This is a genomic window from Pseudomonas plecoglossicida NBRC 103162 = DSM 15088, assembly GCF_000730665.1.
In the GTDB taxonomy this organism is placed as follows: Bacteria; Pseudomonadota; Gammaproteobacteria; order Pseudomonadales; family Pseudomonadaceae; genus Aquipseudomonas; species Aquipseudomonas plecoglossicida.
The window spans coordinates 68092-93645 of the sequence record NZ_BBIV01000014.1 but is presented as its reverse complement, the minus strand read 5'-3'; the positions used below and the strand labels follow the sequence as shown (position 1 = coordinate 93645).

The window sequence follows — 25554 nt, the reverse complement described above, 5'->3', positions numbered from 1 at the left end:
AAGGCGGGCTGGTCGGTACGGCAGGGACGATCAGCGGCGGCGGAACAGCGGCAGCGGTTCGTCAGTGGCGGCCTGGTAGGTCACCGAGAAGTCCTTCAGGCTCTGCAGCGCGTCTTCCGGGTCCTTGTCGGCACGGATGGCGAACGCATCGAAACCGCAGCGGGCCATGAAGAACAGCTGGTCACGCAACACGTCACCGATGGCGCGCAGTTCACCCTTGAACTGATAGCGGTCACGCAGCAGGCGCGCATTGGAGTAGTTGCGCCCGTCGGTGAAGGCCGGGAAGTTCAGGGCGATGACCTGGAAGTGCTTGACGTCGTCGCCGATTTCTTCGGCTTGCTCGTCGCTGTCCAGCCACACGCCCAGGCCGCCGTCGCGGGCCTTGAGCACGTGGGCATGGTCGCGCCACAGCTGCAGCGGGACGATGTAGTCGTCGCAGTTGGTCAGCTCGTCGAGGGTGGTTTCCTTGGGCAGTAGGTGCCAGGTTTCGTCGACGATCTGGTTGTGCTTAATGATTCGCTGCATAGACGCGTTCCTTGAAGGGGTCGATGCCGATACGCTGGTAGGTGTCGATGAAACGCTCTTCCTCGGTACGTCGCTCGACGTACACGGCGATCAGCTTCTCGATCACATCGGCCATGTCATCCTGGGCGAAGGACGGGCCGAGGATCTTGCCCAGGCTCGCGTCACGCGCGGCGTTGCCGCCCAGCGACACCTGGTAGAACTCTTCGCCCTTCTTGTCCACGCCGAGGATGCCGATGTGGCCGACGTGGTGGTGGCCGCAGGCGTTCATGCAGCCGGAGATGTTCAGGTCGATCTCGCCGATGTCGAACAGGTAGTCCAGGTCGTCGAAACGGCGCTGGATGGATTCGGCGATCGGGATCGACTTGGCGTTGGCCAGCGAGCAGTAGTCACCGCCCGGGCAGCAGATGATGTCGGTCAACAGGCCGATGTTCGGCGTGGCGAAGCCACCTTCGCGCAGTTCCAGCCACAAGGCGTGCAGCTGGCGCTGCTCGACGTCGGCGAGGATGATGTTCTGCTCGTGGGAGGTGCGCAGGAAGCCGAAGCTGTAGCGCTCGGCGAGGTCCGCCACAGCGTCGAGCTGCTTGTCGGTCAGGTCGCCAGGGGCAACGCCGGTGGGCTTGAGCGACAGGGTCACGGCGACATAGCCAGGGCGCTTGTGGGCGCGGGTGTTGCGCGAGCGCCAGCGGGCGAAGCCTGGGTTCTCGGCGTCCTGGGCGCTGTAGTCGACGTTGTCGAGGGCCAGGTACTCCGGATCGACGAAGTGGCGCGAGACGCGCTGCACTTCGGCTTCGGTCAGGGTGCTGTTACCGCCGCGCAGGTGGGCCATTTCGGCCTCGACTTTCTCGGCGAACACTTCAGGGGTCAGTGCCTTGACCAGGATCTTGATCCGCGCCTTGTACTTGTTGTCACGGCGGCCGTAACGGTTGTACACGCGCAGGATGGCGTCCAGGTAGCTGATCAGGTCCTGCCACGGCAGGAACTCGTTGATGAACGAACCGACCACCGGGGTACGGCCCAGGCCGCCGCCAACCAGCACGCGGAAGCCCAGCTCACCGGCGGCGTTGCGCACCGGCTCCAGGCCGATGTCATGCACCTCGATCGCGGCGCGGTCTTCTTTCGAGCCGTTGATGGCGATCTTGAACTTGCGCGGCAGGTAGGCGAATTCCGGGTGGAAGGTGGTCCACTGGCGGACGATCTCGCACCAGGGGCGCGGATCGATGATTTCGTCTGCGGCCACACCGGCGAACTGGTCGGTGGTGGTGTTGCGCAGGCAGTTGCCGCTGGTCTGGATCGCGTGCATCTGCACGGTGGCCAGTTCAGCGAGGATATCCGGGATGTCTTCCAGTGCCGGCCAGTTGTACTGCACGTTCTGGCGGGTGGAAATGTGGGCGTAGCCTTTGTCGTAGTCGCGAGCGATCTTGGCCAGAGTGCGGACCTGGCGGGCGTTCAGCTGGCCATAAGGCACGGCGACGCGCAGCATCGGCGCGAAACGTTGGATATAGAGGCCATTCTGCAGGCGCAGAGGGCGGAATTCTTCTTCGCTCAGCTCTCCGGCCAGGTAGCGGCGGGTCTGATCACGGAACTGCTTGACGCGGTCCTCGATGATCCGCTGATCGTACTCGTCGTATACGTACATAAAAGTCCTGTCTCAGGCATGCAGCTATTCGCGCGCACGGCCGCGCACTCCGGTACGGAGCGGGGGAACGATATCAGGTTGGGGTTATGCGCTAAAGTGATGTTTTTGCATATGAAAAGAACCAAACGAACTAACTGAGACTGACTGGCATTTGTTCTTGAATGCCCCGCCGGCGTTTATACTCCCGCGTTTGTCCACGGGGTTGACCGCATGCTCAAGGCGCTGTGCCGAAGCTTGTGGCTGAGCTTGCCATTGGCAGCCACGGCCCAGGCCGCCTCGGTGGTTTTCCTCAACCCCGGCCAATCCACTGAAACCTTCTGGCTTGATTATTCTCGCTTCATGCAGGCGGCCGCAGACGACCTGGGCATGACCTTGCGAGTGGAGTATGGCGAGCGCAATGCCGAACGGGCGCTGACCCAGGCGCGGGCGATTCTGCAAGGCCCGCAGCGGCCTGAATACCTGGTACTGGTCAACGAACAGTACGTGGCGCCGGAAATCATTCGCCTGTCCAAGGGCACCGGGGTCAAGCTGTTCCTGGTCAACAACGGCCTGACGGCGGGCCAGGCCCACAGCATCGAGGGGCAACCTGGCAAGTACGGGGAGCTGTTGGGCACGCTCACCGGCAATGACGAGCAGGCGGGCTACCAGATGCTGCACCAGATGGTGGCCTTGCTGCCGCGCAGCAACGAGCCGATCGACCTGGTGGCATTCTCCGGGGTCAAGACGACGCCTGCCTCGCAGTTGCGCGAACAGGGCATGCGTCGGGCCCTGGCCGACTTCCCCCAGGTGAGGTTGCGCCAGGTGGTGTACGGCGGCTGGAACCGGCAGAGGGCGTTCGAGCAGGCGCAACTGCTGTTGCAGCGTTACCCGCAGACCAAGCTGGTGTGGTCGGCCAATGACGAGATGGCCTTTGGCGCCATGCAGGCGTTCGAGGCGGCGGGGCGCATGCCGGGGCGCGATGTGGTGTTCAGCGCGGTCAACAGCTCCCCCGAAGCGCTGCGTGCGCGGATCGACGGGCGCCTGGGGGTGTTGATGGGCGGCCATTTCAGCCTGGGTGGCTGGGCCATGGTCATGCTGCATGACGACGCCAAAGGGCTGCAGGTCAACCGGGATGGGCGAGCCGAGCATGTGCTGCCAGTGTTGCAATCTATCGATCAGGCCAAGGCCAAGCGCTGGCTCAAGCTGCTGGAAAAGGAAGACTACGGTGTCGATTTCCAGCGTTACAGTGCCGAAGGGCGGCCTGCCAACTATCAATATCCCTTTCTTGCGTCACCCGTCGAGTATTGAAAGACCTTGCTTGAGCAAAGGACTTTGGTCGTCTTAACTGCTGGTGGTGAAGTGCATTCCCATAACCACTACAAGAGGCAATGCAATGGGAAACTCTACCAAGGTCCGCAAAGCTGACAGCAGCGTCGATGCCTGGGCGATCCTCTGTCTGATCGTTCTGGTGGTGGTCACTGCCGTATATTGGGTCAGCCACCAGTAGCACCTTGAATCTCAAGACCGTGATGCAACCTGAGCCGCCCGCGGAATGGACTTCCGCGGGCGGATTGCGTTCTAGCGGGCGGTCAGGTGCAAGGCCAGCTGCACCAGGCCGATCAGCACCAGGATGAAGATCAAGGTGAACAGCGTGCCCAGCACGATGAAATGGCTGGCCTTGCCATGGGTGAAGTCGCGTGCACGGTTCTTGCCGCTCTGCACGCCGAAGGCGGCGGCAAGGACGCTGTGCAGCATCTGCCAGAAGGTCGGGGGGTTGCCTTGGCTGGAATCGTCCATGGGGGCTCCTGAGGAAATCAGAGGCAATCAGGGACAGTGTAGGTGAAATGTACCGGCCTCATCGCCGGCTTGCCGGCGATGGGGCTTAGCTGTCGTACCCGAGGTTCGGCGCCAACCAGCGCTCGCTGACGCTCACATCCTGCCCCTTGCGCGCGCTGTAGCTGTCGATCTGGTCCTTGTCGACCTTGCCCACGGCAAAGTATTGCGCCTGCGGGTGGGCGAAGTACCAGCCGCTGACCGCTGCCGCCGGGAACATCGCGAAGTGCTCGGTAAGGAACACGCCACTTGGCCCGGTCTCGCCAATCGCGGTGCCGTCGAGCAGACGGAACAGCGTTTCCTTCTCGGTGTGGTCCGGGCAGGCCGGGTAGCCCGGGGCAGGGCGGATGCCGCTGTACTGCTCCTTGATCAGCGCCTCGTTGTCCAGGTGCTCATCGCAGGCATAGCCCCAGTGCTCCTTGCGCACCTGTTCGTGCAGCCATTCGGCGCAGGCTTCGGCCAGGCGGTCGGCCAAGGCCTTGACCATGATCGAGCTGTAGTCGTCGCCCTTGTCCTGGTAAGCCTTGGCCACTTCCTCGGCACCGATGCCAGCGGTGGTGATGAAGCCGCCCACATAGTCGGTGACGCCGCTGTCTTTCGGTGCAACGAAGTCGGCCAGGGAGAAGTTCGGCTTGCCATCGGGCTTGATGGTCTGCTGGCGCAGGTGGTGCAGGGTGGCCAGGGCCTGGCCGTTTTCGCCATACACCTCGATGTCGTCGTCGGCCACCTGGTTGGCTGGCCAGAAGCCGAACACGGCGCGGGCGCTGATCAGTTGCTCTTCGATCAGCTTGTCGAGCATCTCGCGGGCGTCCTTGTACAGCGCCGTGGCGGCTTCGCCGACCACTTCGTCGGTGAGGATGCGCGGGAACTTGCCGGCCAGGTCCCAGGATATGAAGAACGGGGTCCAGTCGATGTACTCGGCCAGGGTACGCAGGTCGATGTTCTCCAGCACCTTGACGCCGGTGAAGGAGGGCACCGCTGGCTGGTAGCCGGCCCAGTCGTACTTGGGCTTGGTCGCCACCGCCTGGGCATAGCTCAGGCGCTCGGTGCGGGCGCTGCGGTTGGCGGTGCGCTCGCGGACTTCGACGTAGTCCTGGCGGGTCTTCTCGACGAAACCTGGCTTGAGCTCCTTGGACAGCAGCTGGGTCGCCACGCCCACCGCGCGCGAGGCGTCGGTGACATAGATGACGGCGTCGTTGCTGTACTTGGGCTCGATCTTGACCGCCGTGTGCGCCTTGGAGGTGGTGGCGCCGCCGATCATCAGTGGCAGGTTGAAGCCCTGGCGCTGCATCTCGCGGGCAACATGGACCATCTCGTCCAGCGACGGGGTGATCAGCCCGGACAGACCGATGATGTCGCACTTCTGCTCGCGGGCGGTCTGCAGGATTTTCTCGGCCGGCACCATCACCCCGAGGTCGACGATGTCATAGCCGTTGCAGCCCAGTACCACGCCGACGATGTTCTTGCCGATGTCGTGCACGTCGCCCTTGACCGTGGCCATGAGGATCTTGCCCTTGGCCTCGGGCTTGTCGCCTTTCTCGGCCTCGATGAACGGAATCAGGTGGGCCACCGCCTGCTTCATCACGCGGGCGGACTTCACCACCTGCGGCAGGAACATCTTGCCGGCGCCGAACAAGTCGCCGACCACGTTCATGCCATTCATCAGCGGGCCCTCGATGACTTCGATGGGGCGTGTGCATTGCTGGCGGCACTCTTCGGTATCTTCGACGATGAACGCCGTGATGCCCTTGACCAGCGCGTGCTCCAGGCGCTTCTCCACCGGCAGCGAGCGCCACTCTTCGTTCTCCACTTCCTTGGCCGCACCGCCGCCCTTGTAGTCGTCGGCGATGGCCAGCAACGCGTCGGTGCCGTGCGGGGTGCGGTTGAGCACCACGTCCTCGACCTTCTCGCGCAGCTCGGCCGGAATCTCGTCGTAGATCTCCAGCTGGCCGGCGTTGACGATACCCATGGTCAGGCCGTTGCGAATGGCGTGATAGAGGAACACCGAGTGGATCGCCTCGCGCACCGGGTTGTTGCCACGGAACGAGAACGACACGTTGGATACACCGCCCGAGCTCAGGGCATGGGGCAGGTGGTCACGGATGTAGGCACAGGCCTCGATGAAGTCGACGGCGTAGTTGTTGTGCTCTTCGATGCCGGTGGCAACGGCGAAGATGTTCGGGTCGAAGATGATGTCTTCCGGGGGGAAGCCCACTTCGTTGACCAGGATGTCGTAGCTGCGCTGGCAGATTTCCTTCTTGCGCGCGGCGGTGTCGGCCTGGCCGACCTCGTCGAAGGCCATCACCACCACGGCGGCGCCATAGCGCTTGCACAGGCGGGCGTGGTGCTTGAACTGCTCGACGCCTTCCTTCATGGAGATCGAGTTGACGATGCCCTTGCCCTGGATGCACTTGAGGCCCGCTTCGATCACTTCCCACTTGGAGGAGTCGATCATGATCGGCACGCGCGAGATGTCCGGCTCACCGGCGATCAGGTTGAGGAAGCGGACCATGGCGGCCTGGGAGTCGAGCATCCCTTCGTCCATGTTGATGTCGATCACCTGGGCGCCGGCCTCGACCTGCTGCAGGGCGACTTCCAGGGCCTCGGTGTAGTTCTCTTCGCGGATCAGCCGGGCGAACTTGGCCGAGCCTGTGATGTTGGTGCGCTCGCCGACGTTGACGAACAGCGACTGGCGATCGATGGTGAACGGCTCCAGGCCCGACAGTCGGCAGGCCTTGGCGATTTCCGGGATTTCCCGTGGCGGGTACTTGGCCACGGCCTCGGCGATGGCCTGGATGTGACCCGGGGTGGTGCCGCAGCAGCCGCCGATGATGTTGAGGAAACCGCTGGCGGCGAACTCTTCGACCACCGCGGCCATTTCCGCCGGAGTTTCGTCGTACTCACCGAAGGCGTTGGGCAGGCCGGCATTGGGGTGGGCCGAGACGTGGGTGTCGGCCTTGGTCGACAGCTCCTCGAGGTATGGACGCAGGTCCTTGGCGCCGAGGGCGCAGTTCAGGCCTACGGAAATCGGCTTGGCGTGGCGCACCGAGTTCCAGAACGCCTCGGTGGTCTGGCCCGACAGGGTGCGGCCAGAGGCATCGGTGATGGTGCCGGAGATCATGATCGGCAGTTCGATGCCGTCGTCCTCGAACACCTGCTGCACAGCGAAGATCGCCGCCTTGGCGTTGAGCGTGTCGAAGATGGTCTCGATCAGGATCAGGTCGGCGCCGCCCTCGATCAGGCCGCGGGTGGCTTCGATGTAGTTGGTCACCAGTTCGTCGAAGGTGACGTTGCGGTAGCCGGGGTCGTTGACGTCCGGGGAGATCGAGCAGGTGCGGCTGGTCGGGCCGAGCACGCCGGCAACGAAGCGCGGCTTGTCTGGCGTTTCCAGGGTCTTGGCGTCGGCGACCTGACGGGCGATGCGCGCGCCTTCGACGTTGAGTTCGTAGACCAGCGATTCCATGCCGTAGTCGGCCTGGGAAATCTGCGTGGCGTTGAAGGTGTTGGTTTCGAGGATATCGGCACCGGCATCGAGGTAGGCTTTCTCGATGGCGGCGATCACGTCCGGGCGGCTGAGCAGCAGCAGGTCGTTGTTGCCTTTGACGTCGCTTGGCCAATCGGCGAAGCGCGTGCCACGATAGTCGTGTTCCTCGAGTCGATAGCTTTGGATCATAGTACCCATGCCGCCGTCGAGGATCAGGATGCGCTCTTTGAGGGCGTTCTGGAGTGCTTGGAGACGAGCGCTGCGGTCGGACATAGGAACTACCTGGTCGGGCAAATATCAGAAGGTGCGGAATCATAACAAAGCTGCGCGGATTTTAGGCGCATCGGCCATTTGCATGAATTCTGTTCATGTTGAGGCTTCCAGCACCCAGGGACGACCAGGCAATCGTGATAGCTTTCAAGAACCAGGACTTACGGCACATGGTGCATCGCCTCATGGCTGCCGCCCTCGCTTTGCTGACCAGCAGCATGGTGTTCGGGCAGCCCCCCCAATCGAGCCCGGCAATTTCCTACACCCGGGATATCCAGCCGATCTTCACCGAGAAGTGCGTGGCCTGCCACGCGTGTAACGACGCCGCCTGCCAGCTCAAGCTGGAAAGCCCCGAGGGCGCGGTACGTGGTGCCACCAAGGTACCGGTGTACCAGGGTGATCGGAGCAAGGCGGTGGCCACCACGCGGTTGTTCTACGACGCCCACAGCGAAGAAGCGTGGCGCAAGAAGGGCTTCTATTCGGTGCTCGACAACCAGGGCAGCCAGGCGGCGCTGATGGCGCGCATGCTCGAGCTGGGGCACAAGACGCCACTGACCCCCAATGCCAAGCTGCCCGAGGACATCGTCCTGGGCCTCGAGCGCAACAACATGTGCCCGTTGCCCCACGAGTTCGACGCCTATGCCGGCGCCCACCCGAAAGAGGGCATGCCGCTGGCGGTCACCGGCCTGACCGACAAGGAGTACCAGACCCTCCAGCACTGGCTGGCAGCCGGCGCGCCGGTCGAGTACCAGCCGATCCAGCCCAGTTCGGCGGAAGCCAGTCAGATCAGCGAATGGGAAGAGCTGCTCAATCGCCCTGGCTCGACCGAGGCGCTGGTCGGTCGTTGGCTGTACGAGCACCTGTTCCTGGCGCACATCTACTTCGTGGGTGGCGAGCAGGGCCACTTCTTCCAGTGGGTGCGTTCGCGCACGCCAAGCGGCCAGCCGGTCGACCTGATCGCCACCCGGCGCCCCAACGACCCGCCGGGCACCGATTTCTACTATCGGTTGATTCCGGTGCAAGGCGTGATCGTGCACAAGACCCACATCACCTACCCGATGGGGCCGCAGAAGCTCAAGCGGGTCAAGCAGCTGTTCTATGCCGGCGACTGGCACGCCTCGGCGTTGCCGGGCTACGGGCCGCGCCACCGGGCCAACCCGTTCGAGACCTTCGAGGCGATCCCGGCGGTGGCGCGCTACCAATTCATGCTCGACAACGCCGAATACTTCGTGCGGACCTTCATCCGTGGCCCGGTGTGCCGCGGGCAGATCGCCACCGACGTGATCCGCGACAACTTCTGGGCCTTGTTCCAGGAGCCGGCCCACGACCGCTACCTCACCGACGCCGAGTACCGGGGCAAAGCCACGCCGTTGCTGGCCATGCCCGGTCAGATCGACGACGTAGGCAGCGTCCTCAGCCTCTGGCACGCCTACCGCGACAAGCGCAACGACTACGAGAAGCTGCGCCGCGAAGCCTATGCCGAAATGCCAGCGCCGGGCTGGGCGACCCTGTGGGCGGGCAACGACAACGCCTTGCTGAGCATCTTCCGCCACTTCGACAGCGCCTCGGTGACCAAGGGCCTGATCGGTGACGTACCGCTGACCGTGTGGCTGTTCGACTACCCGCTGTTCGAGCGCACCTATTACCAGCTGGCGGTCAACTTCGATGTGTTCGGCAATGTCTCGCACCAGTTGCAGACGCGCCTGTACTTCGACCTGATCCGCAACGGTGCCGAGATCAACTTCCTGCGCCTGATGCCGGCGGACCAGCGCGGGGCGATCCTCAGTGACTGGTACCAGCACAGCGGCAAGGTGAAGATGTGGCTCGACTACGAGGATATCGACACCGACACCCCAAGCGGCATCAAGCTTGACCCGCGCGACCCCAAGCGCGACTTCGGCCTCAAGTTGTTGCAGCGCACCGGCAGCCTCAATGCCGCGCCCGACCCGATCAACCGCTGCCAGGGCGCCTACTGCTCGCGGCCGCAGATGACGGAAGAGTTCCGCAATGCCGAGCAGTCGCTCAGCCGCCTGGTGTCGCGCCCGGCAGCGGGCCTGCCGGTGATCAACCAGCTGCCCGAGGCGACCATGCTGCGCATCGAAGGCGAGGGCGGTCAGCGCCAGGTCTACAGCCTGTTGCGCAACCGGGCGCACAGCAACGTCGCCTTCCTGCTGGGCGAGGCCCGTCGCTACATGCCGGGGCTGGACACCTTGACCCTGTACCCGGGGGTGCTCAGCAGCTATCCGAACTTCATGTTCAACATTCCGACCAAGGATGTGCCGGAGTTCGTCGAAGACATGGAGTACGCGCGTGACGATGCGGCCAAGTTCGAGCGCATCGTCATGCGCTGGGGAGTGCGCCGCAGTCATCCAGATTTCTGGCGCTACTTCCATGACCTGAACAGCTACATCAAGGAGACCACGCCGGTGGAGGCGGGTGTGCTGGACATGAACCGCTACGAGAACCTCTGATCGGTTCGGCTGACCTTTCCGAAGGCACTGCGGTCGGAAACGGTGGGTGGCCCAATCGCCGGCAAGCCGGCTCCTACAGGGATCGATGTTGCACCTGACCTTTGTGGGAGCCGGCTTGCCGGCGATCGAGCGCGATGCGCTCGCCGGGCCTCAATGCACCGGCAATCGCAGGGTATTTCATGCTGTATTCGCTTCAGGCACTGCGGGCGTTCGCCGCCTGGGTGGTGGTCTGCCACCACTTCATGCAGATCTTCTTCGACTTCCACGCCACCGGCCCCGTTGGCCAGTTCCTCACCGATCGCGGTGCTGCGGGCGTCGACATCTTCTTCGTCATCAGCGGCTTGGTGATCTACCTTTCGACCCGTGACAAAGCCATCGAGCCGGGCCAGTTCCTGCTCAACCGGGCGCTGCGGATCGTCCCTGCCTACTGGTTCTACACGGCGCTCATGGCGGCGCTGCTGCTGGCCTTCAGCCAATGGATGCCGCACCAGGCGTTCGCCTGGCGGCACCTGTTGCTGTCGCTGTTTTTCATCCCGGCGGAAAACCCAGGCGGCTACGGTTTGTACCCGACCTTGAACGTGGGCTGGACGCTGAATTTCGAGATGTTCTTCTATCTGCTGTTCGGCCTGGCGTTCCTGGTGCGTCAGCGTCACCACCTGCTGCTGGTGACGGCCGCCTTGCTGCTGGTCAGCGAGGGGCTGGGCCGCCTTGGCGTGCTCAGCCATTTCTACAGCAACGACATCATCTACGAATTCCTGCTCGGCATCGGCATCGGTGTGCTGTACCGCCGTGGCCTGGTACGACAGGGCCTGTGGTTGCCGTTGGCGGTGCTCGGGGTGGCGGGTTATGCGCTCTATCACCTGGATGCATCCCAGCGCCTGCTGCACTGGGGGCTACCAAGCGCTCTGATAGTGCTGGCCTTCATTGCCCTGGAGCCGTACTTCCATGGCAACCGCGTGCTCAAGGCGCTGGGCGATTGCTCGTACTCGGTGTACCTGGTCCACGTGCTGGTGCTGTACGCCGGCTGGTTCGCCAGCCAGCGCCTGCACCTGAACCCCTACCTGGTGTTCGCCCTGTGCGTGCCGTCCATTGGACTAATGTCGTGGTTCAGCTATCAGTGGCTGGAGCGTGGCCTGTACCGGCGGCTGCAGGCCTGGCTGGCGGCACCACGGGAGCAAACCCCGGCGTTCGCGCTTTCCCGAGTCAAATACTAGGACTTTGTACAAAGGCCAGGTTGGCGTACACTTGGCCGCAAGTCTGTGAGGAACTTCCATGAGCGCTATAACCATTACCGACGCCGCCCATGATTACCTGGCCGATCTGCTTTCCAAGCAGAACACGCCTGGCATCGGCATCCGCATTTTCATCACCCAGCCGGGCACCCAGTACGCCGAAACCTGCATCGCCTACTGCAAGCCGGGCGAAGAAAAGCCCGACGACGAGCCGGTCGGCCTGAAGAGCTTCACCGCCTACCTGGACGCGGTCAGCGTGCCGTTCCTGGAAGATGCACTGGTCGACTACGCCACCGACCGCATGGGTGGCCAGCTGACCATCAAGGCGCCTAACGCCAAGGTGCCGATGGTCAACGAAGACAGCCCGATCAACGAGCGCATCAACTACTACCTGCAGACCGAGATCAACCCAGGTCTGGCCAGCCACGGCGGCCAGGTGAGCCTGGTCGATGTGGTCGACGACGGCATCGCCGTGCTGCAGTTCGGCGGCGGCTGCCAGGGCTGCGGCCAGGCCGACGTGACCTTGAAGGAAGGCATCGAGCGTACGTTGCTAGAGCGTATTCCAGAACTCAAGGGCGTGCGTGACGTGACCGACCACAGCCAGAAAGAAAATGCCTACTACTGATGGGCGCTAGCAACAAAGTGTTACGGTTTCAACCCCTGCGACAACAGGCCGCAGCCCATGTTTAAAGGGCTGCAGGCCGTCACCGCCCTGGTCGGGTAGAACCCTTCTGGGTGTCATGCAAGAATGCCCCGGTTTTTCAGCCGGCCCGCTTCTGGGGCCGGCACCTTCCCTGAAAAGGATGGTTCCATGACTGATCTGTTGACCCGGCGCGCGGTAGTCGCCGGGATGGGCGTTCTCGGGCTCGGCCTGCTGGCTGGCTGCAGCCCGGCCCGGGGGCTCGACTTCAAGTACGGCAAGAACATGAGCAACGAGATCCTCGGGCGCAAGTTCCGCCTCAAGGACCCACAGGGCAACGAGCGTACCCTGTCGAGCTTCTACGGCAGCATGCCGATGATCTTCTTCGGCTTCACCCAGTGCCCGGCCGTCTGCCCGACCGCACTGGCGCGCGCTGCGCAAATCCGCAAGCTGCTCAAGGGCCGCGACCGCGACCTGTTCCAGGCGGTGTTCATCACCCTGGATCCGGAGCGTGACACGCCTGAAGTGCTGGATGCCTACGTCAAGGCCTTCGACCCGACGTTCACCGCGCTCACCGGCACCCCCGAGGAAATCGCCGAGGTGGCCAAGGAGTTCAAGGTGTTCTACGAGAAGGTCCCGGCCGGTGACACCTATACCATTTCCCATTCGTCCACCAGCTACGTCTACGACACACGTGGCACCTTGCGCCTGAGCCTGGGCCATTCCCTGAACGCCGAGGAATGTGCCGAAGACCTGCGCACCCTGATGGAGATCTGCTGAATGTCGATGCAACTGATCAAGCGCGGCCTGGCCGTTCTGGCTTTGATGGGCCTGGCCCTGCCGGCCCTTGCCGAGACCACCGTGAGCGATGCCTGGGTGCGTGCCAGTGTGCCGCACCAGCAATCCACCGGTGCCTTCCTGACGCTGACCGCCAGCACCGACAGCAAGCTGGTGGGCGTGGCTTCGCCAGTGGCCAAGACCGTGCAGGTGCACGAGATGACCATGAACGGCGACGTGATGGGCATGAAGGAAGTGAAGGCCGTCGAGTTGCCGGCGGGCAAGCCGGTGACCCTGGACCCGAATGGTTTGCACGTGATGCTGATGGGCCTGACCCAGCAGGTGAAGGAAGGCGAGAACGTGCCGCTGACCCTGACCATCGAAGATGCCAAGGGCGCGAAGGAAACGCTGGACGTGCAGGCAGAAGTTCGAGCCCTGACTGCGGGCGCGGGCGGGCATGACCACATGCACATGAACCACTGATACAACCGATTCGCCTGGGGCCGCTTTGGGCCCCAGTTCATTCAGCTACGAAAACGTGGCAAAGGCCTGTCGAGGGTCAGCGAGGTCAAGGTCTTGCGGACCTGGGCTTCGTCGGCCTCCAGCGCCTTGAGGCTAGCGCGGATCTTGCCGGCGGCGGGCACATCGCCCTGCCGGTCGATCCAGTCGGCAATCTCCTTGCAGGCACTGCTCAGGCAGGCTTGGCGCTGGGTCATCAGCGACAGGAGGGTGGTGAGCTCTCTTTCGGACATGGCAGGATCCTCCGTTTAGCCCTGTCAGTGTAGCAGGCTTATCCGGCCAGGCAGGCGCTGCGATAAGCGCCTGGAGTTACCCCAAAAGCCTGTTTGAACTGCCGGCTCAAGTGGCTCTGGTCAGCGAATCCAAGGCTGAAGGCCACGTCAGACGCGGCAAGGCCGCGCTTCAAGAATTCCCTTGCCCGAGCCAGACGCCGCTGCTTCAACCAGGCATGCGGCGGCAACCCGGTGGCCTGGCGGAACACCCGGGCGAAGTGGAAGGGTGACAGGTTGACCGCAGCCGCCAGCGCCTCCAGCGAGGGCGGGTCCGCCAGTTGGCTTTCCAGTAACTCGCGGGCGCGGGCAACAGCCACGGGCTCGTTGCCAGGGGCCGTGGGTTCAGGGCAATGGCCATGACGCTGCACCAGCGCCAGCACCGCCTGGCGCCAGGCGGTCTGCTGTTCGAGGGCGCTGGCGCTCGACTCCGACAACTGGTGCAGCTGACTGAAAGCCAATGCCAGTGCCGGGTCCTGGATCACGCTGTCCTTGAAGTGGGGCATGCCGTGGCGGCCCAATTCCAACTCGTCCAGTACGCCGGTAACCCGTTCATGCTCGGGATAGAAGCCGCGGTAGCGCCAACCAGCTTCGTGAGCGGTGGCGCCGGTGTGCAGTTCATCCGGGTTGATCAGCACCATGCTGCCGACCGGCGCCAGGTGCTCGCTGCCACGGTGCCAGAAACGCTGGGCGCCGGACTCGATCACCGTGAACACGTAGCCCTCATGCACATGCGGTGCGAAGCGTTGCTGGAAGTAGCGCGCATGCAACATCTCGACATCGCCCAGGGCGGGCGCTTGCCAGAGATGGGTCTGTTCGCGCAGGGGCGTGGTCATGCCAGCCAGCTGCGCAGCAGGAAGAAGATCAACATGCTCGCCAGCATGCTCAGCAATACGCTGCGGGTCAACAGCACCAGGGCGATGGCGACCAGGGCGCCGAGCAGGTAAGGGTTGAGCAGGCTGAGGTCGAGCTGGTGGCCGGGCAGGAAGATGATCGGCCCGCAGATGGCGGTGAGCATGCCGGGCACGGCGAAGCCGAGGAACTGACGCGCGTTGGAGCTCAGGCGCAGCGGCAGCCGCGGTTCGAGGAAGGCGTAGCGGTTGAGGAACACCACCGCGCCCATGGCGAAGATCAGCAACCAGGTCATGCGCGCGCTCCGGAAAATTTCTGGCAGATGAAGCCGGCTGCCATGCCCAGCAGGCCGGCCGCCACCAGGGCGGTCTCCCAGTGCCAGTGACTGAACAGCACCGAGCAGAACAGCGACACCGCCACGCAGACCACCGTGGCGAGGTTGCGTACCAGTGGCGCGATCAGCGCGACAAAGGTGGCGACGATGGAAAAGTCCAGGCCCAGCTGGTCAAGGTGCGGGATGTTCTGGCCCAGCACGATGCCGGCCAGGGTGAACAGGTTCCAGGCCACGTAAAAGGTCAGGCCGACGCCCAGGGCATACCAGCGATTGAACTGTTGTTGGTCGTACTGGCTGGTGAGGGCGAAGAATTCGTCGGTCAGCAGAAAGCCCAGCCCCAGCCGCCAGCGCAGCGGCTGGTTGGACAACACGGGGCGCATCGACAGGCCGTAGAGCAAGTGCTGCGAGGTCAGCAGCAGAGTGGTCAACAGGATCGACAGCAGACTGGCGCCGCCCTTGAGCATGCCGATGGCCACCAGTTGCGCAGCGCCGGCGAAGACGATCGCCGACAGGCCCTGGCCTTCCCAGGCGCTGAGGTTGGCCTCGATGGCCATGGAGCCTGCCAGCAGGCCCCAAGGAGCCACTGCAAGCGAGAGTGGAAGAATGGCAATGGCGCCATGGAGAAAGGCTTGGCGAGCTGCGGGGGGATGGCTGGGCATGATGGCTGCGATACGGTTACTCGGCAGGACAGCTTGCCAGAGGACAGTGCGGCTGGCTTGAACGATCTTGCTCGTTTGGCGAGCGTGGAACGATCAGCGAAGGCTGGTCAGTCGTCGCTGCGCAGCTACACATCCGTTGATCTCCACCGCCTTCTGCAAGAGTGTCGCGCGATGCCGTGGATCGAGGTCGCTCAATAGTCGATAGATCTCGGCCTGGTAATCACGTTGCCGGCCCCACTGCATTTCCAGACCCTGCGGCTGGCTGCGGCTGCAGGCCAGGCGCGTGGCCGGCTGCGGATAGTAGGATGCATACAGCGAGGCCATGGTCGGGATCGCTTCCAGCGCTTCACGGTAGGCCAGGCTGGCGTTATAGGGCGGGCACCAGGTGGCGATCGCCATCGCGGGCGGGGCGAAACCCTGTTGTAGGCTCGCTTCCAGCAGCGGGCAGGCGGCATCGGGGATTTGCGCCGCAGGCAGATACGTCGTGTAGTACAGCGCCAGGCGATACTGAGCCACCGGATGGCCAAGCTCCACCGACTTCTTCAGCAGTGCCACAGCCGTTGGCAGGGTGCGGGCCATGGCCTCACCCTGGCGATTGAGCTCGGGATCGTTGCCAATGGCCGTGCGCATGGGGCTGATGTTGTCATTCTGGCTATCGGCCTGTTCCAGCAGCGGCAGGGCCTGACGATAGAGCAGGTCGGCATGGGGGTCGATACGTACTTCGAGCGCGTGCGCGGCCTGCGGCACCAGTGCGATGAGCAGCGCAGCCAGGAATGGACGGACGGCTTGGTTGTTCATGACCAATGCAGGTGGGCCTCGGGCCTATCGGAACGACCCGCTATTCTAGCCAACCGAGCGGCCTGACCGAAAGGTCGGGATGCGATTGTCAGACGAGCTTGATCGGCGTCACCTTGCGCGCGTGCTTTTCCTGGGCCAGGCCCAACTTGGCGGTAATGACCTTGGCCAAGGCATTGTTGCCCATGTCGTTCAGGTGCAGACGGTCAATGAACAGATCGGCTCCGAATACCGGTGAACTGCTGAGCATGCTGTTCATGTCGTAGCACGGCACCGGGTCGGCCTGGCTCTTGATGCGCCGGAAGAAGTCCATGTGCAGCTGGCTGTCGAAGGTGCCTTGCAGCAGGCGGTCGAAGTTGGCCGGATGCCGTTCCAGTGCCGTCAGCATTGCCTGTTCGCCGGCTGGCAGGGTTTCGCGGCACCAGGGCAACAGCGGTTGCAGGATGAACGTGAGGGTGGCATGGCTGTCGGCCAGCATGCGGTCCCACTGGCGGAGGGTCCGGCCCACCGTGTCGGCGGCGCGCGCCAGGCGCTTCTCAGGCGCGCACAGCGGCCAGTCCGCAAGGGGCTCCGGGCGAGGTGGAATGAAAGCCTGCCCCAGGCGTCGCAACAGGGACGCTGGCCGGGTCGGGCCAACAGGCGGCATGCCTTCGTTGAAGCTGCCGAGGTAGGCCAGGTGGGCCTTGGCGTGGTGCGGATCGTGGGGGCCGGCCAGGACTTCGCCGAGGGCTTCGTGTGCCAGGGTATTGAGCCCGCTGAGCAGCACCACATGGCCAACCTCGCCGAGGCGGTGCTGGTGCGTGAGGAACAGCAACAGTTCCTGGCTGGCATTGAGCCCGCAGCCCGCCAGGCTCAGCCACACTTCCCCGGTCAGCATCGACAGGTGCGAAGCCACCGTATGCTCGTCGGAACTGGCCCCGATGCCCATCGCGGTCGAGCCGCCTACCAGCAGGTTGATGCGCGCCACGCCACCGCGTTCAGCTGCCGAAAAGCGTTTTCCGGCGTGATGGCTGTAGCGCAGACCCAAGGCGTCGGTATTGATGGTGCCGGAGCGGTAGCCGCTTTCATGGACGTGCAGGTTGTGGGGCGCGCGGCGGCTGCCCAGTTGCAGGAAGCGCTGGTAATCCTGCTGCAGCACGGCGCGCAGGCCCTGTACCGCGGTATCGAGGGGCGTCATGGGCGCTTCCTTGGGGCTGGCCGGGCGTCAGCCCGCCAGTTCCTTGAGGTTGTAGGCCAGGCCGCCGGCGGCAATCAGCAGCAGGGCAACGCCAGAGGCCAGGGAGATGATGCGATTGCTGCGCGCCGAGGCGATCTTGCCTATGGCGAAGATGTACAGGCTGAGCACGGCGAAGTCGATGAGCACCCACAGCAGCGACAGCACCACCATGCTCTTGCCGAACGACTCGGTGATCTGGATGAACTGCGGGAAGAAGGCAATGAAGAAGATGATGTCCTTCGGGTTGGAAATGCCCACCATGAAGCCTTGCCAGAGGCCGCCGCGTCCAGCTTTCGGCGTCTGTTGGAGGTCTTCGCCGGCCGGCGCCTGCAGGCACTCGCGCAAGGTGCCCACGGCGATGTAACCGATGAACAGGCATCCCAGCAGGCTCATGCCGCTGAGCCAGGCCTTGTCGATGGCTGCACTGGTCAGGATGACCCAGGCCGCGGCGCCGATCAGCACCAACGATGCCCAGTTTGTGCCGACAGCGGTGAACATGGCCTTTCGCGAGCCAGATGCCGCAGCGGTGTTGACGATCAGCGCCACCACCGGACCTGGGGTGGCGATCAGCAGCAGGACAGTCAAAGCGTAGGTAGCGGTCAGGGCGGTATTCACGATCAGTTCTCGGTCAATGTGTCAGGTGTTGCACGGGAGTGGGCATGAAAGGGGCAGCGCGACGGGTTGAGCGAGCCTGCTTCCTGCAACTGGTATTGTTTCCATTCGAAATTGTCGTCCTGGCCAAAGAAGCCCAGGCTGTCCGGCATGACGCCGTCGTTGTAGTGGCGCACGCGATCGCGGATGCGTGCGCGAATGCGCTGGCCGCTCTCGGTGCCGGCATTGGCCACTTCGTCGAAGTTTTCCCGCGGGTTGATGACGAAGGTGATGTGCTTGCCCAGGTTGCGGCTTTTCATCTGCCGATGGCCGGGGAAATTCATGTTGATGAACAGCGGCATGCCGGCGTAGCAGAACGACCAGCCGTTGTCGTCCGGGTCGGTGGGGACCGACGATGGCCAGGGGTGCGGGTCACGCGCATGGACGCCGCGCAGGACTTTCCAGGCCAGTGCCTGTTGATCGGCAAGGGTGCTCTCGGCGGCGGTTTCGAGAAACACCACCAGCGGGCTGCCGATGCGTTGCTTGACCGGTATCGGCGCAATGTGGCGCACGTAGTCGGCCAGGCCCTGGGCGATGTCGTCGGCCAGTTGCTCGGCGCGGGCGAAGAGGATATGGCAGGTCGCACCGTTCACCGCCTTGCGTCCGAACAGGCACGGAAACTCGGGGTTGGCGAGAACGTCGCGAAAGTGTTGTAGTGTCTGGTATGTCCAGTGTTGCGTGTTCCGCACAGGTTCAGCGGTCAGCTCTAGCGCATCCAGGCGATAGCAATTTCCATAACCCGTAAACATGATTTCCCCAGGCGTTCAATTAAACGAAAAGTTCCAGTGATATGCAGGCAGGTTATTGGCTTATCTTTGTTATTTACCTGCATTTTCTGAGACGTACTTAACGTTGTAAAACGCGTGGAACTATGACCTACTATTAGTCTCACTCATGCTTCGGGGGCTTCATGTCGGAACGGATCCAGGCTTTGCACGCACTGCGTGCCTTCGAGGTCGCCTCGCGTTACGGGTCGTTTACCCGCGCGGCCGAAGAGCTGGCGCTCACCCAGGGCGCGGTCAGCCATCACATCAAGACCCTGGAAGCCATGTTCGGTTGCGACCTGTTCGAGCGCCGTGGCCCCAAGCTGAGCCTTACCGAGCACGGGCGCCTGCTGGCCCAGGAGCTCAAGGTCGGTTTCAAGATCATCGAGAACGCCTGCGCGCTGTTGCGCCAGGACCGCTATGGCTTGCGCCTGAAGGCGCCCTCGACCCTCACGGTGCGCTGGTTACTGAGGGCCCTGGATGCCTTCAAGAAGGCAGACGACGCTTGCAGCGTGCAATTGTCGAGCGTGTGGATGGACATCGACTCGGTGGATTTCTACTCCGAGCCCTACGACTGCGCCATTCTGTTGGCCAGCGGGCGCTTCCCGGCCGATGTCGAGAGCGTCAAGCTGTTCGATGAGTGGCTGATCCCGGTCTGCCATCCGGACTACATGGAGCAGGCCCAGCCGGAGCTTGCAGACCTGCGCCATTGCGAGATCCTGCACCCTTCTCCCGACCGGCGCGACTGGCGACGCTGGCTGGCGCGCATGGATGCGCTGGACATCAGCATCGACCAGGGCCAGGTGTTCGATACCCTTGACCAGGGGATCTCGGCCGCCCAGCAAGGCCTTGGCATTTCGGTGGTCGACCTGGCGCTGGCTACCGCCGACCTGGGTGCCGGGCGGCTGGTCACGCCGTTCAAGCACGCCGTCGCCACTGGCGATGGTTATTACATGACGTGGCTCAAATCCAGCCCCAAGGCGCGGCAGATGGGCAAATTGCGCGACTTCCTGCTCGGCCAGGTACCGGCATTGGCCTACAAGGACATCGACTACCTCTACGGCTGAGCAAGCCGACCCTTGGGGCTCACAGGCGGGCGGTGCTCACGGTGATGTAGCCCTTGTCGAGCACGGCGATGCGAATGACCGTTTCGTCCACGCACGCCTTGCGTTTCTGCTTGATGCACACGCCCTCGATGGCGACGGCCCGCATCTGCTGGGCGATGGCACGGCCGCAGACATCGAAGAACGCTTCGCTGGCCAGCAGTTCGATGCGTTCCACCAGTTGCCGCGTGCGCTCGTCGGTCGCGCAGAAGAACAGCACACCCGAAAGGTGTGGGTCATCGTCCGGGTTGCTGACATCGTGGGCCATCAGTTCACGCAAGGTCTTGCGCAGTTCGGCGGTGGTGCTGAGGTGCGGATGCATGCGGAAATTCCTCTGGATCTAACGCTGGCGCCGGGCTGAGGCCGGTACCGTCCAGGGACGATGGTTGTTCCAGATGTTGAGGTCGGCAATTAAGGCGATTCCGAGGGTTGCGTAGGAATTTTCTGATAGCGTTGAAAGGGTGCTCCAGCCGTGCCGATGCGACACAATTGTTCGCCCACCCGTTCGCAGACCGAGGACTTCGATGAACAGCCATTTTCAACCCGTCGACCTGAAGAAGGCCTACCGCCTGCTCAACCACGGCCCGACCGTGCTGGTTTCGGCCAGCCATGCAGGCGTGGACAACGTCATGGCCGCAGCCTGGGCCTGCGCGCTGGACTTCGATCCACCCAAGGTCACCGTGGTGCTGGACAAGACCGCCCGTACCCGGCAACTGGTCGAAGGCAGTGGTTGGTTCGTGCTTCAGGTGCCGACGGCTGCCCAGGCCCGGCTGACCCACCAGGTCGGTACCCGCAGCCTGTTCGACCAACCCGACAAGCTCGCCCGCCTGGGCGTCGGGCTGGTGCGGGTGGAGGGGCATGCGGCGCCGCTGGTCGAAGGCTGCTCGGCCTGGCTGATGTGCCGGGTGATCGACGAGCCGCACAACCAGAGCACCTATGACCTGTTCATTGGCGAGGTGGTGGCGGCCTGGGCGGATGACCGGGTGTTCAGGGACGGGCACTGGGCCTATGAGCATGCCGACCCACAGTGGCGCAGCTTGCACTATGTGGCGGGTGGGCATTTCTATGCGATTGGCGAGGCGGTGGTGGTCGATACTCAGGAATGAGCATGCCGCCCAGGGTATTTTCAGCCTGTGGGAGCCGGCTTGCCGGCGATGGGCCGCACAGCGGCCCCAGCAACTCAGCAGGCGTACCCTGCTGCAAGGACTCACCCTCACAATGCTGCAGCACTGGCCTTGGCGACCTGGGCATCCTGTTCCGGCTTGACCCCGGACACGCCGATGGCGCCCACCACCTGGCCATCGACCCGCAACGGTACACCGCCTTCCAGGCTGGTGAGCATGGGTGCGGTGACGAATGCGGTGCGTCCGCCATTGACCATCTGTTCGTAGTCACGCGTTTCCTTGCGCCCGAGGGCTGCGCTGCGCGCCTTTTCCAGGGCGATGTAGGCGCTGGCCGGGGCGCAGCCGTCCAGACGCGCCAGGCCCAGCGGGTGGCCGCCGTCGTCGACCACGGCGATGGTCACGCTCCACTGTTGTGCCTCGGCCTCCTGGCGGGCGGCGGCGAGCAGGCGGGTCACTTCGGCCTGGCCGATCACGGACTTGCTATGCATGGCGGTTCTCCGGGTTCAGGGCTGCTTCGACGATTTCGATCCAGTGCCGCACTGGCGTTCGGCCCGCACCCTCGAGGTGGGTCTGGCAACCAATGTTGGCAGTGGCGATGAGCTGCGGTCTGCCGCTTTCCAGCGCGTTGAGGCGGTTGTCGCGCAATTGCCGCGACAACACCGGTTGCGTCAGCGAATAGGTGCCGGCAGAGCCGCAGCACAAGTGCCCGTCCGGCACCGGGGTAAGGATGAAGCCCAGGCGAGTCAGCAGGCTTTCCACCTGGCCACCGAGCTTGAGGGCGTGCTGCAGGGTGCAGGGGCAGTGGAAGGCCAGGCGCTGTTCGGCGCACAGGCCCAGTTGCTCGACGGGCTCGTCGCGCAGCACTTCCACCAGGTCGCGTGCCAGCGCGCTGACCCGTGCGGCCTTGGTGGCGTAGTGCGGGTCCTGTTCCAGCAGGTGGCCATAGTCACGCACGAAGGCGCCGCAGCCGCTGGCCGTCTGCACGATAGCCTCGGCGCCGGCTTCGATGGCCGGCCACCAAGCGTCGATATTGTGTCGGGCACGCTGCAGGCCTTGTTCCTGGGCATTGAGGTGGTAGTCCACCGCACCGCAGCAGCCGGCCTCGGGCACAGGCTCGACGCTGATCCCCAGCCGGTCCAGCAGGCGCGCTGCTGCCGCGTTGGTATTGGGCGACAGGGCAGGTTGCACGCAGCCTTCGAGCAACAGCACCCGCCGCGCATGGCGCGGCGCCGGGCGTACGCCAGCAGGTGCCACCTGGGCAGGCAGCTTGTCTTTCAGGGTTGTCGGCAGCACCGGGCGCAGGGCCCGGCCGGCCTGCACCAGGGCCTTGAACAGCGCCGGCCGTGGCACCACCGCGCGCAGGCCCTGGCGCAGCAAGCGCTGGCTGAGTGATCGCGGCACCTGCTGCTCGACCACGGCGCGGCCGATGTCCAGCAGGTCATGGTATTTCACACCGGACGGGCAGGTGGTTTCGCAGTTGCGGCAGGACAGGCAACGGTCCAGGTGCAGTTGGGTGCTGGCGCTGACCGGCTCGCCCTCGAGCACCTGCTTGATCAGATAGATGCGCCCGCGCGGTCCGTCCAGTTCATCGCCGAGCAACTGGTAGGTGGGGCAGGTGGCGGTGCAGAAGCCGCAGTGCACGCAGGTGCGCAGGATGCTTTCGGCCTCTTCGCCACGGGCCAGGCGCTTGGCGCTTTCGCTCAGGTTGGTTTGCATGGCGTGGCCTCACACATCGGGGTACAGGCGGCCAGGGTTGAACAGGCCCTGGGGGTCGAGTTGTCGCTTGAGGGTGCGGTGGTAGCGCATAAGCCCGGCCGGCAGCGGTGCAGTGCTGACGTCGCCTGGAGCGTAGGCGGTGGCGTGGCCGCCGGCATTGGCCACCTGTTCGCGGATTTTCAGCGCCGATGCGTTCGACTTGAGCCAGCGCTGCGCCCCGCCCCAATCGATCAGTTGCTGCCCGGGCAGGTCGAGTTCGGCCGTGCCGGTGGGCACCGACAGACGCCAGAGCGGGGCCGGGTTGTCGAAGAACGCCAGGCGCTGTTCACGCAGGTCACCCCAGAAGCGGCTGTCGAGCACTTCGCCGCCCAAGCGCTGACGGGCCGATTGCACCGAGCCTGCGCCGCCCTCCAGACGCAGGTACAGGGCGTCGCCGTCGTGGCACGCGGCGCTGATCGGCAATGGCTGCTGCCCCCACTCGACGAGGGCGCCCAGCGCCTGACGGCGGCCCAGCTCCAGGCGCAGGCTCAAGCATTGGCGCGGGCGCGGCAGTACCTTGAGCGACACCTCGGTCAGCAACCCGAGGCAGCCGAAGCTGCCAGCCATCAGCCGCGAGACGTCATAGCCGGCGACGTTCTTCATCACCTCGCCGCCAAAGCGCAGGAGCTTGCCGTGACCGGTGATGACCCGCGTACCCAGCACATAGTCGCGCACCGACCCAGCCCAGGGCCGGCGTGGCCCGGACAGCCCGGCCGCGACCATGCCGCCGAGCGTCGCCTCGGGACCCAGGTGCGGAGGTTCGCAGGGCAACATCTGCCCGGCTTCGTGCAGCGCCGCCTCGATCTCCCGCAAGGGCGTACCGGCGCGCGCGGTAAGCACCAGCTCGGTGGGGTCATAACTGACGATGCCGCGATGGCCGCGGGTATCGACGACCTCACCGGCCACCGGACGACCTAGCATGGCCTTGCTGTTGCCGCCCTGGATGCGCAGCGCGGTGCCCAGGTTCAAGGCCCGGTTGACCTGCTCCAGCAGTGCCTGGCTCATGTCGCGGTCCATGCTCATCAAAAACGCTCCAGGTCGGGGAAGGGCAGTTGCCCGTGATGCACGTGCAGTGCGCCGAACTCGGCGCAGCGGTGCAGGGTGGGGATGTTCTTGCCCGGGTTGAGCAGCCCCTGGGGGTCGAACGCCGCCTTCACCGCATGGAACAGGGTGATTTCGTCGCTGTTGAACTGGGCGCACATCTGGTTGATCTTTTCCCGCCCCACACCGTGCTCGCCGGTGATACTGCCGCCTACCGCCACGCACAGTTCGAGAATGCGCCCGCCGATGGCCTCGGCCCGCGCCAGTTCACCGGGCAGGTTGGCATCGAACAGGATCAGCGGGTGCATGTTGCCGTCGCCGGCATGGAAGACGTTGGCCACGCGCAGGCCGTACTCGGCGGAGAGCTCGCTGATGCCCTTGAGTACCCGCGGCAGCTCCCGGCGCGGGATGGTGCCGTCCATGCAGTAGTAGTCCGGCGAAATTCGCCCCACCGCCGGGAAGGCATTCTTGCGCCCGGCCCAGAAACGTACGCGCTCGGCTTCGTCGCAGGCCAGGCGCACCTCGCGGGCGCCCGCCTGGCGCAGCACCGCCGCGACTCGCTCGCAGTCGTCCTGCACGTCGGCCTCGACGCCATCGAGCTCGCACAGCAGGATCGCTGCCGCATCCACCGGGTAGCCGGCGTGGATGAAGTCTTCGGCGGCGCGAATCGCCAGGTTGTCCATCATTTCCAGGCCGCCGGGGATGATCCCGGCGGCGATGATCTCGGCCACGGCCCGGCCGGCATCCTCGACAGTGTCGAAACTGGCCAGCAGGACGCGGGCGACCTGGGGCTTGGGCAGCAGTTTGACGGTGACTTCGGTGATGATGCCGAGCATGCCCTCGGAGCCGGTGAACAGGGCCAGCAGGTCGAAACCGGGGCTGTCGAGGGCGTCGCTGCCCAAGGTCAGGCGTTCGCCTTCGACGGTGAGGATCTCGACCTTGAGCAGGTTGTGCACGGTCAGGCCGTATTTGAGGCAATGCACGCCCCCGGCATTCTCGGCGACGTTGCCGCCGATCGAGCAGGCGATCTGCGAGGAGGGGTCGGGGGCGTAGTAAAGGCCATGGGGCGCGGCGGCCTGGGAGATCGCCAGGTTGCGCACGCCCGGTTGTACACGGGCGAAACGGCCTTTGGGGTTTACTTCGAGAATGCGGTTGAAGCGCGCCATAACCAGGAGGATGCCCTTGGCCAGCGGCAATGCGCCCCCTGACAGGCCGGTGCCGGCACCGCGCGCCACCACCGGCACACCGCGCTGGTGGCACAGCTTGAGCAGGGTCTGTACCTGTTCCAGGCGCTCGGGCAGCACGACCAGCAGCGGCACGGTGCGGTAGGCCGAAAGGCCGTCGCACTCGTAGGGCTTGAGGTCCTCCGTGCGGTGCAGGACCTCGAGGTCGGGCAGCGCAGCACGCAGGGCCTGCAGCAAAGCTGGCAGGTCAACGGCCGGCAACTCACCATCGACGCGTTCGTCGTAGAGGATGTTCATGGGCTCACTCGGTTTGCCAGTTTGGGATGGCCAGATTGGAGGGTAGTACGAACAGCGCAGGGTGCGGGCGATGATGAATAGGGACAGGGTGGGGGAGGGGCCGCGGCGGCCCTGTCGCCGGCAAGCCGGCTCCCACCTGGATGG

25 protein-coding genes are annotated in these 25554 nt (G+C 64.3%); 8 read left to right on the top strand and 17 right to left on the bottom strand.

Going from position 1 to position 25554, the window contains the following annotated elements:
- Positions 1-30: 30 nt before the first annotated feature.
- Together PPL01S_RS10805 and PPL01S_RS10800 are read right to left on the bottom strand one after the other, a co-directional pair.
- Positions 31-525 carry a DUF934 domain-containing protein gene (locus PPL01S_RS10805; protein ID WP_016393600.1) on the bottom strand — a complete coding sequence of 165 codons (495 nt, stop codon included), beginning with the start codon at positions 523-525 and terminating at the stop codon, positions 31-33.
- A complete protein-coding gene (locus PPL01S_RS10800; protein ID WP_016393601.1) occupies positions 509-2161 on the bottom strand; it encodes a nitrite/sulfite reductase in 1653 nt (550 codons plus the stop codon). Before PPL01S_RS10800 ends, PPL01S_RS10805 begins: the two co-directional genes overlap by 17 nt.
- A gap of 210 nt (positions 2162-2371) precedes the next feature.
- On the opposite strand from PPL01S_RS10800, the gene PPL01S_RS10795 reads away from it, so the two are divergent.
- Positions 2372-3448, top strand: a complete 1077-nt coding sequence (locus tag PPL01S_RS10795) for an ABC transporter substrate-binding protein (RefSeq protein ID WP_028624975.1) — start codon at positions 2372-2374, stop codon at positions 3446-3448.
- Between the two features lie 270 nt (positions 3449-3718).
- Here the strand turns inward: PPL01S_RS10795 and PPL01S_RS10790 are convergent, their stop codons facing one another.
- Positions 3719-3937 (bottom strand): DUF2970 domain-containing protein, encoded by a 219-nt coding sequence (locus PPL01S_RS10790; RefSeq protein WP_028624974.1) that lies wholly within the window; start codon positions 3935-3937, stop codon positions 3719-3721.
- 85 nt (positions 3938-4022) lie between these two features.
- Positions 4023-7730, bottom strand: a complete 3708-nt coding sequence (gene metH / locus PPL01S_RS10785) for a methionine synthase (protein WP_028624973.1) — start codon at positions 7728-7730, stop codon at positions 4023-4025.
- A 167-nt stretch (positions 7731-7897) separates the two neighbouring features.
- Between metH and PPL01S_RS10780 the strand changes: the two genes are divergently transcribed.
- The 5 genes from PPL01S_RS10780 to PPL01S_RS10760 all read left to right on the top strand — a co-directional run bounded on the left by PPL01S_RS10780 (position 7898) and on the right by PPL01S_RS10760 (position 13330).
- Positions 7898-10198 carry a fatty acid cis/trans isomerase gene (locus PPL01S_RS10780; protein ID WP_016393605.1) on the top strand — a complete coding sequence of 767 codons (2301 nt, stop codon included), beginning with the start codon at positions 7898-7900 and terminating at the stop codon, positions 10196-10198.
- A gap of 179 nt (positions 10199-10377) precedes the next feature.
- The gene (locus tag PPL01S_RS10775) at positions 10378-11412 is read left to right on the top strand and encodes an acyltransferase family protein (RefSeq protein ID WP_028624972.1); all 1035 of its coding nucleotides are present in this window, start codon (positions 10378-10380) and stop codon (positions 11410-11412) included.
- A gap of 58 nt (positions 11413-11470) precedes the next feature.
- The gene (nfuA, locus tag PPL01S_RS10770; protein ID WP_016393607.1) at positions 11471-12055 is read left to right on the top strand and encodes a Fe-S biogenesis protein NfuA; all 585 of its coding nucleotides are present in this window, start codon (positions 11471-11473) and stop codon (positions 12053-12055) included.
- 186 nt (positions 12056-12241) lie between these two features.
- On the top strand, positions 12242-12850 hold the full coding sequence (locus PPL01S_RS10765; protein WP_016393608.1) for an SCO family protein: 609 nt from the start codon (positions 12242-12244) through the stop codon (positions 12848-12850).
- Positions 12851-13330: a copper chaperone PCu(A)C gene (locus tag PPL01S_RS10760; protein WP_028624971.1), complete on the top strand. Its 480-nt coding sequence runs from the start codon at positions 12851-12853 to the stop codon at positions 13328-13330.
- 41 nt (positions 13331-13371) lie between these two features.
- On the opposite strand, the gene PPL01S_RS10755 is transcribed toward PPL01S_RS10760, so the two are convergent.
- The 8 genes from PPL01S_RS10755 to PPL01S_RS10720 all read right to left on the bottom strand — a co-directional run bounded on the left by PPL01S_RS10755 (position 13372) and on the right by PPL01S_RS10720 (position 18891).
- Positions 13372-13599, bottom strand: a complete 228-nt coding sequence (locus tag PPL01S_RS10755; RefSeq protein WP_016393610.1) for a hypothetical protein — start codon at positions 13597-13599, stop codon at positions 13372-13374.
- Between the two features lie 38 nt (positions 13600-13637).
- Positions 13638-14471 carry an AraC family transcriptional regulator gene (locus tag PPL01S_RS10750; RefSeq protein ID WP_016393611.1) on the bottom strand — a complete coding sequence of 278 codons (834 nt, stop codon included), beginning with the start codon at positions 14469-14471 and terminating at the stop codon, positions 13638-13640.
- The gene (locus tag PPL01S_RS10745; protein ID WP_016393612.1) at positions 14468-14782 is read right to left on the bottom strand and encodes an AzlD domain-containing protein; all 315 of its coding nucleotides are present in this window, start codon (positions 14780-14782) and stop codon (positions 14468-14470) included. Before PPL01S_RS10745 ends, PPL01S_RS10750 begins: the two co-directional genes overlap by 4 nt.
- Complete coding sequence (locus tag PPL01S_RS10740; protein WP_033743027.1) at positions 14779-15480, bottom strand: AzlC family ABC transporter permease; 702 nt, start codon at positions 15478-15480, stop codon at positions 14779-14781. The genes PPL01S_RS10745 and PPL01S_RS10740 overlap by 4 nt, the downstream gene beginning before the upstream one ends.
- A gap of 93 nt (positions 15481-15573) precedes the next feature.
- Positions 15574-16278 (bottom strand): hypothetical protein, encoded by a 705-nt coding sequence (locus PPL01S_RS10735; protein ID WP_016393614.1) that lies wholly within the window; start codon positions 16276-16278, stop codon positions 15574-15576.
- Between the two features lie 88 nt (positions 16279-16366).
- Positions 16367-17452 (bottom strand): hypothetical protein, encoded by a 1086-nt coding sequence (locus tag PPL01S_RS10730; RefSeq protein WP_016393615.1) that lies wholly within the window; start codon positions 17450-17452, stop codon positions 16367-16369.
- 27 nt (positions 17453-17479) lie between these two features.
- Positions 17480-18106 carry a LysE family translocator gene (locus tag PPL01S_RS10725; RefSeq protein ID WP_016393616.1) on the bottom strand — a complete coding sequence of 209 codons (627 nt, stop codon included), beginning with the start codon at positions 18104-18106 and terminating at the stop codon, positions 17480-17482.
- Between the two features lie 2 nt (positions 18107-18108).
- Positions 18109-18891, bottom strand: a complete 783-nt coding sequence (locus PPL01S_RS10720; RefSeq protein WP_016393617.1) for a YqcI/YcgG family protein — start codon at positions 18889-18891, stop codon at positions 18109-18111.
- Positions 18892-19052: 161 nt separating this feature from the next.
- Here PPL01S_RS10720 and PPL01S_RS10715 point away from each other — a divergent pair, with 161 nt between their 5' ends.
- Positions 19053-19973 (top strand): LysR substrate-binding domain-containing protein, encoded by a 921-nt coding sequence (locus PPL01S_RS10715; protein WP_016393618.1) that lies wholly within the window; start codon positions 19053-19055, stop codon positions 19971-19973.
- A 19-nt stretch (positions 19974-19992) separates the two neighbouring features.
- On the opposite strand, the gene PPL01S_RS10710 is transcribed toward PPL01S_RS10715, so the two are convergent.
- Complete coding sequence (locus PPL01S_RS10710; protein ID WP_016393619.1) at positions 19993-20331, bottom strand: hypothetical protein; 339 nt, start codon at positions 20329-20331, stop codon at positions 19993-19995.
- A 202-nt stretch (positions 20332-20533) separates the two neighbouring features.
- Between PPL01S_RS10710 and PPL01S_RS10705 the strand changes: the two genes are divergently transcribed.
- Positions 20534-21115 (top strand): flavin reductase family protein, encoded by a 582-nt coding sequence (locus tag PPL01S_RS10705; RefSeq protein WP_016393620.1) that lies wholly within the window; start codon positions 20534-20536, stop codon positions 21113-21115.
- Between the two features lie 107 nt (positions 21116-21222).
- Here PPL01S_RS10705 and PPL01S_RS10700 read toward each other — a convergent pair whose 3' ends face one another.
- The 4 genes from PPL01S_RS10700 to glcD are packed head-to-tail and all read right to left on the bottom strand — an operon-like array spanning position 21223 to position 25410.
- A complete protein-coding gene (locus tag PPL01S_RS10700; protein ID WP_016393621.1) occupies positions 21223-21621 on the bottom strand; it encodes a heme-binding protein in 399 nt (132 codons plus the stop codon).
- Complete coding sequence (gene glcF / locus PPL01S_RS10695; protein WP_016393622.1) at positions 21614-22849, bottom strand: glycolate oxidase subunit GlcF; 1236 nt, start codon at positions 22847-22849, stop codon at positions 21614-21616. Before glcF ends, PPL01S_RS10700 begins: the two co-directional genes overlap by 8 nt.
- 9 nt (positions 22850-22858) lie before the next feature.
- Positions 22859-23911, bottom strand: coding sequence for a glycolate oxidase subunit GlcE (gene glcE, locus PPL01S_RS10690; protein ID WP_016393623.1), 1053 nt, complete (start codon positions 23909-23911; stop codon positions 22859-22861).
- Complete coding sequence (glcD, locus tag PPL01S_RS10685) at positions 23911-25410, bottom strand: glycolate oxidase subunit GlcD (RefSeq protein ID WP_016393624.1); 1500 nt, start codon at positions 25408-25410, stop codon at positions 23911-23913. Before glcD ends, glcE begins: the two co-directional genes overlap by 1 nt.
- Between the last annotated feature and the right edge of the window lie 144 nt (positions 25411-25554).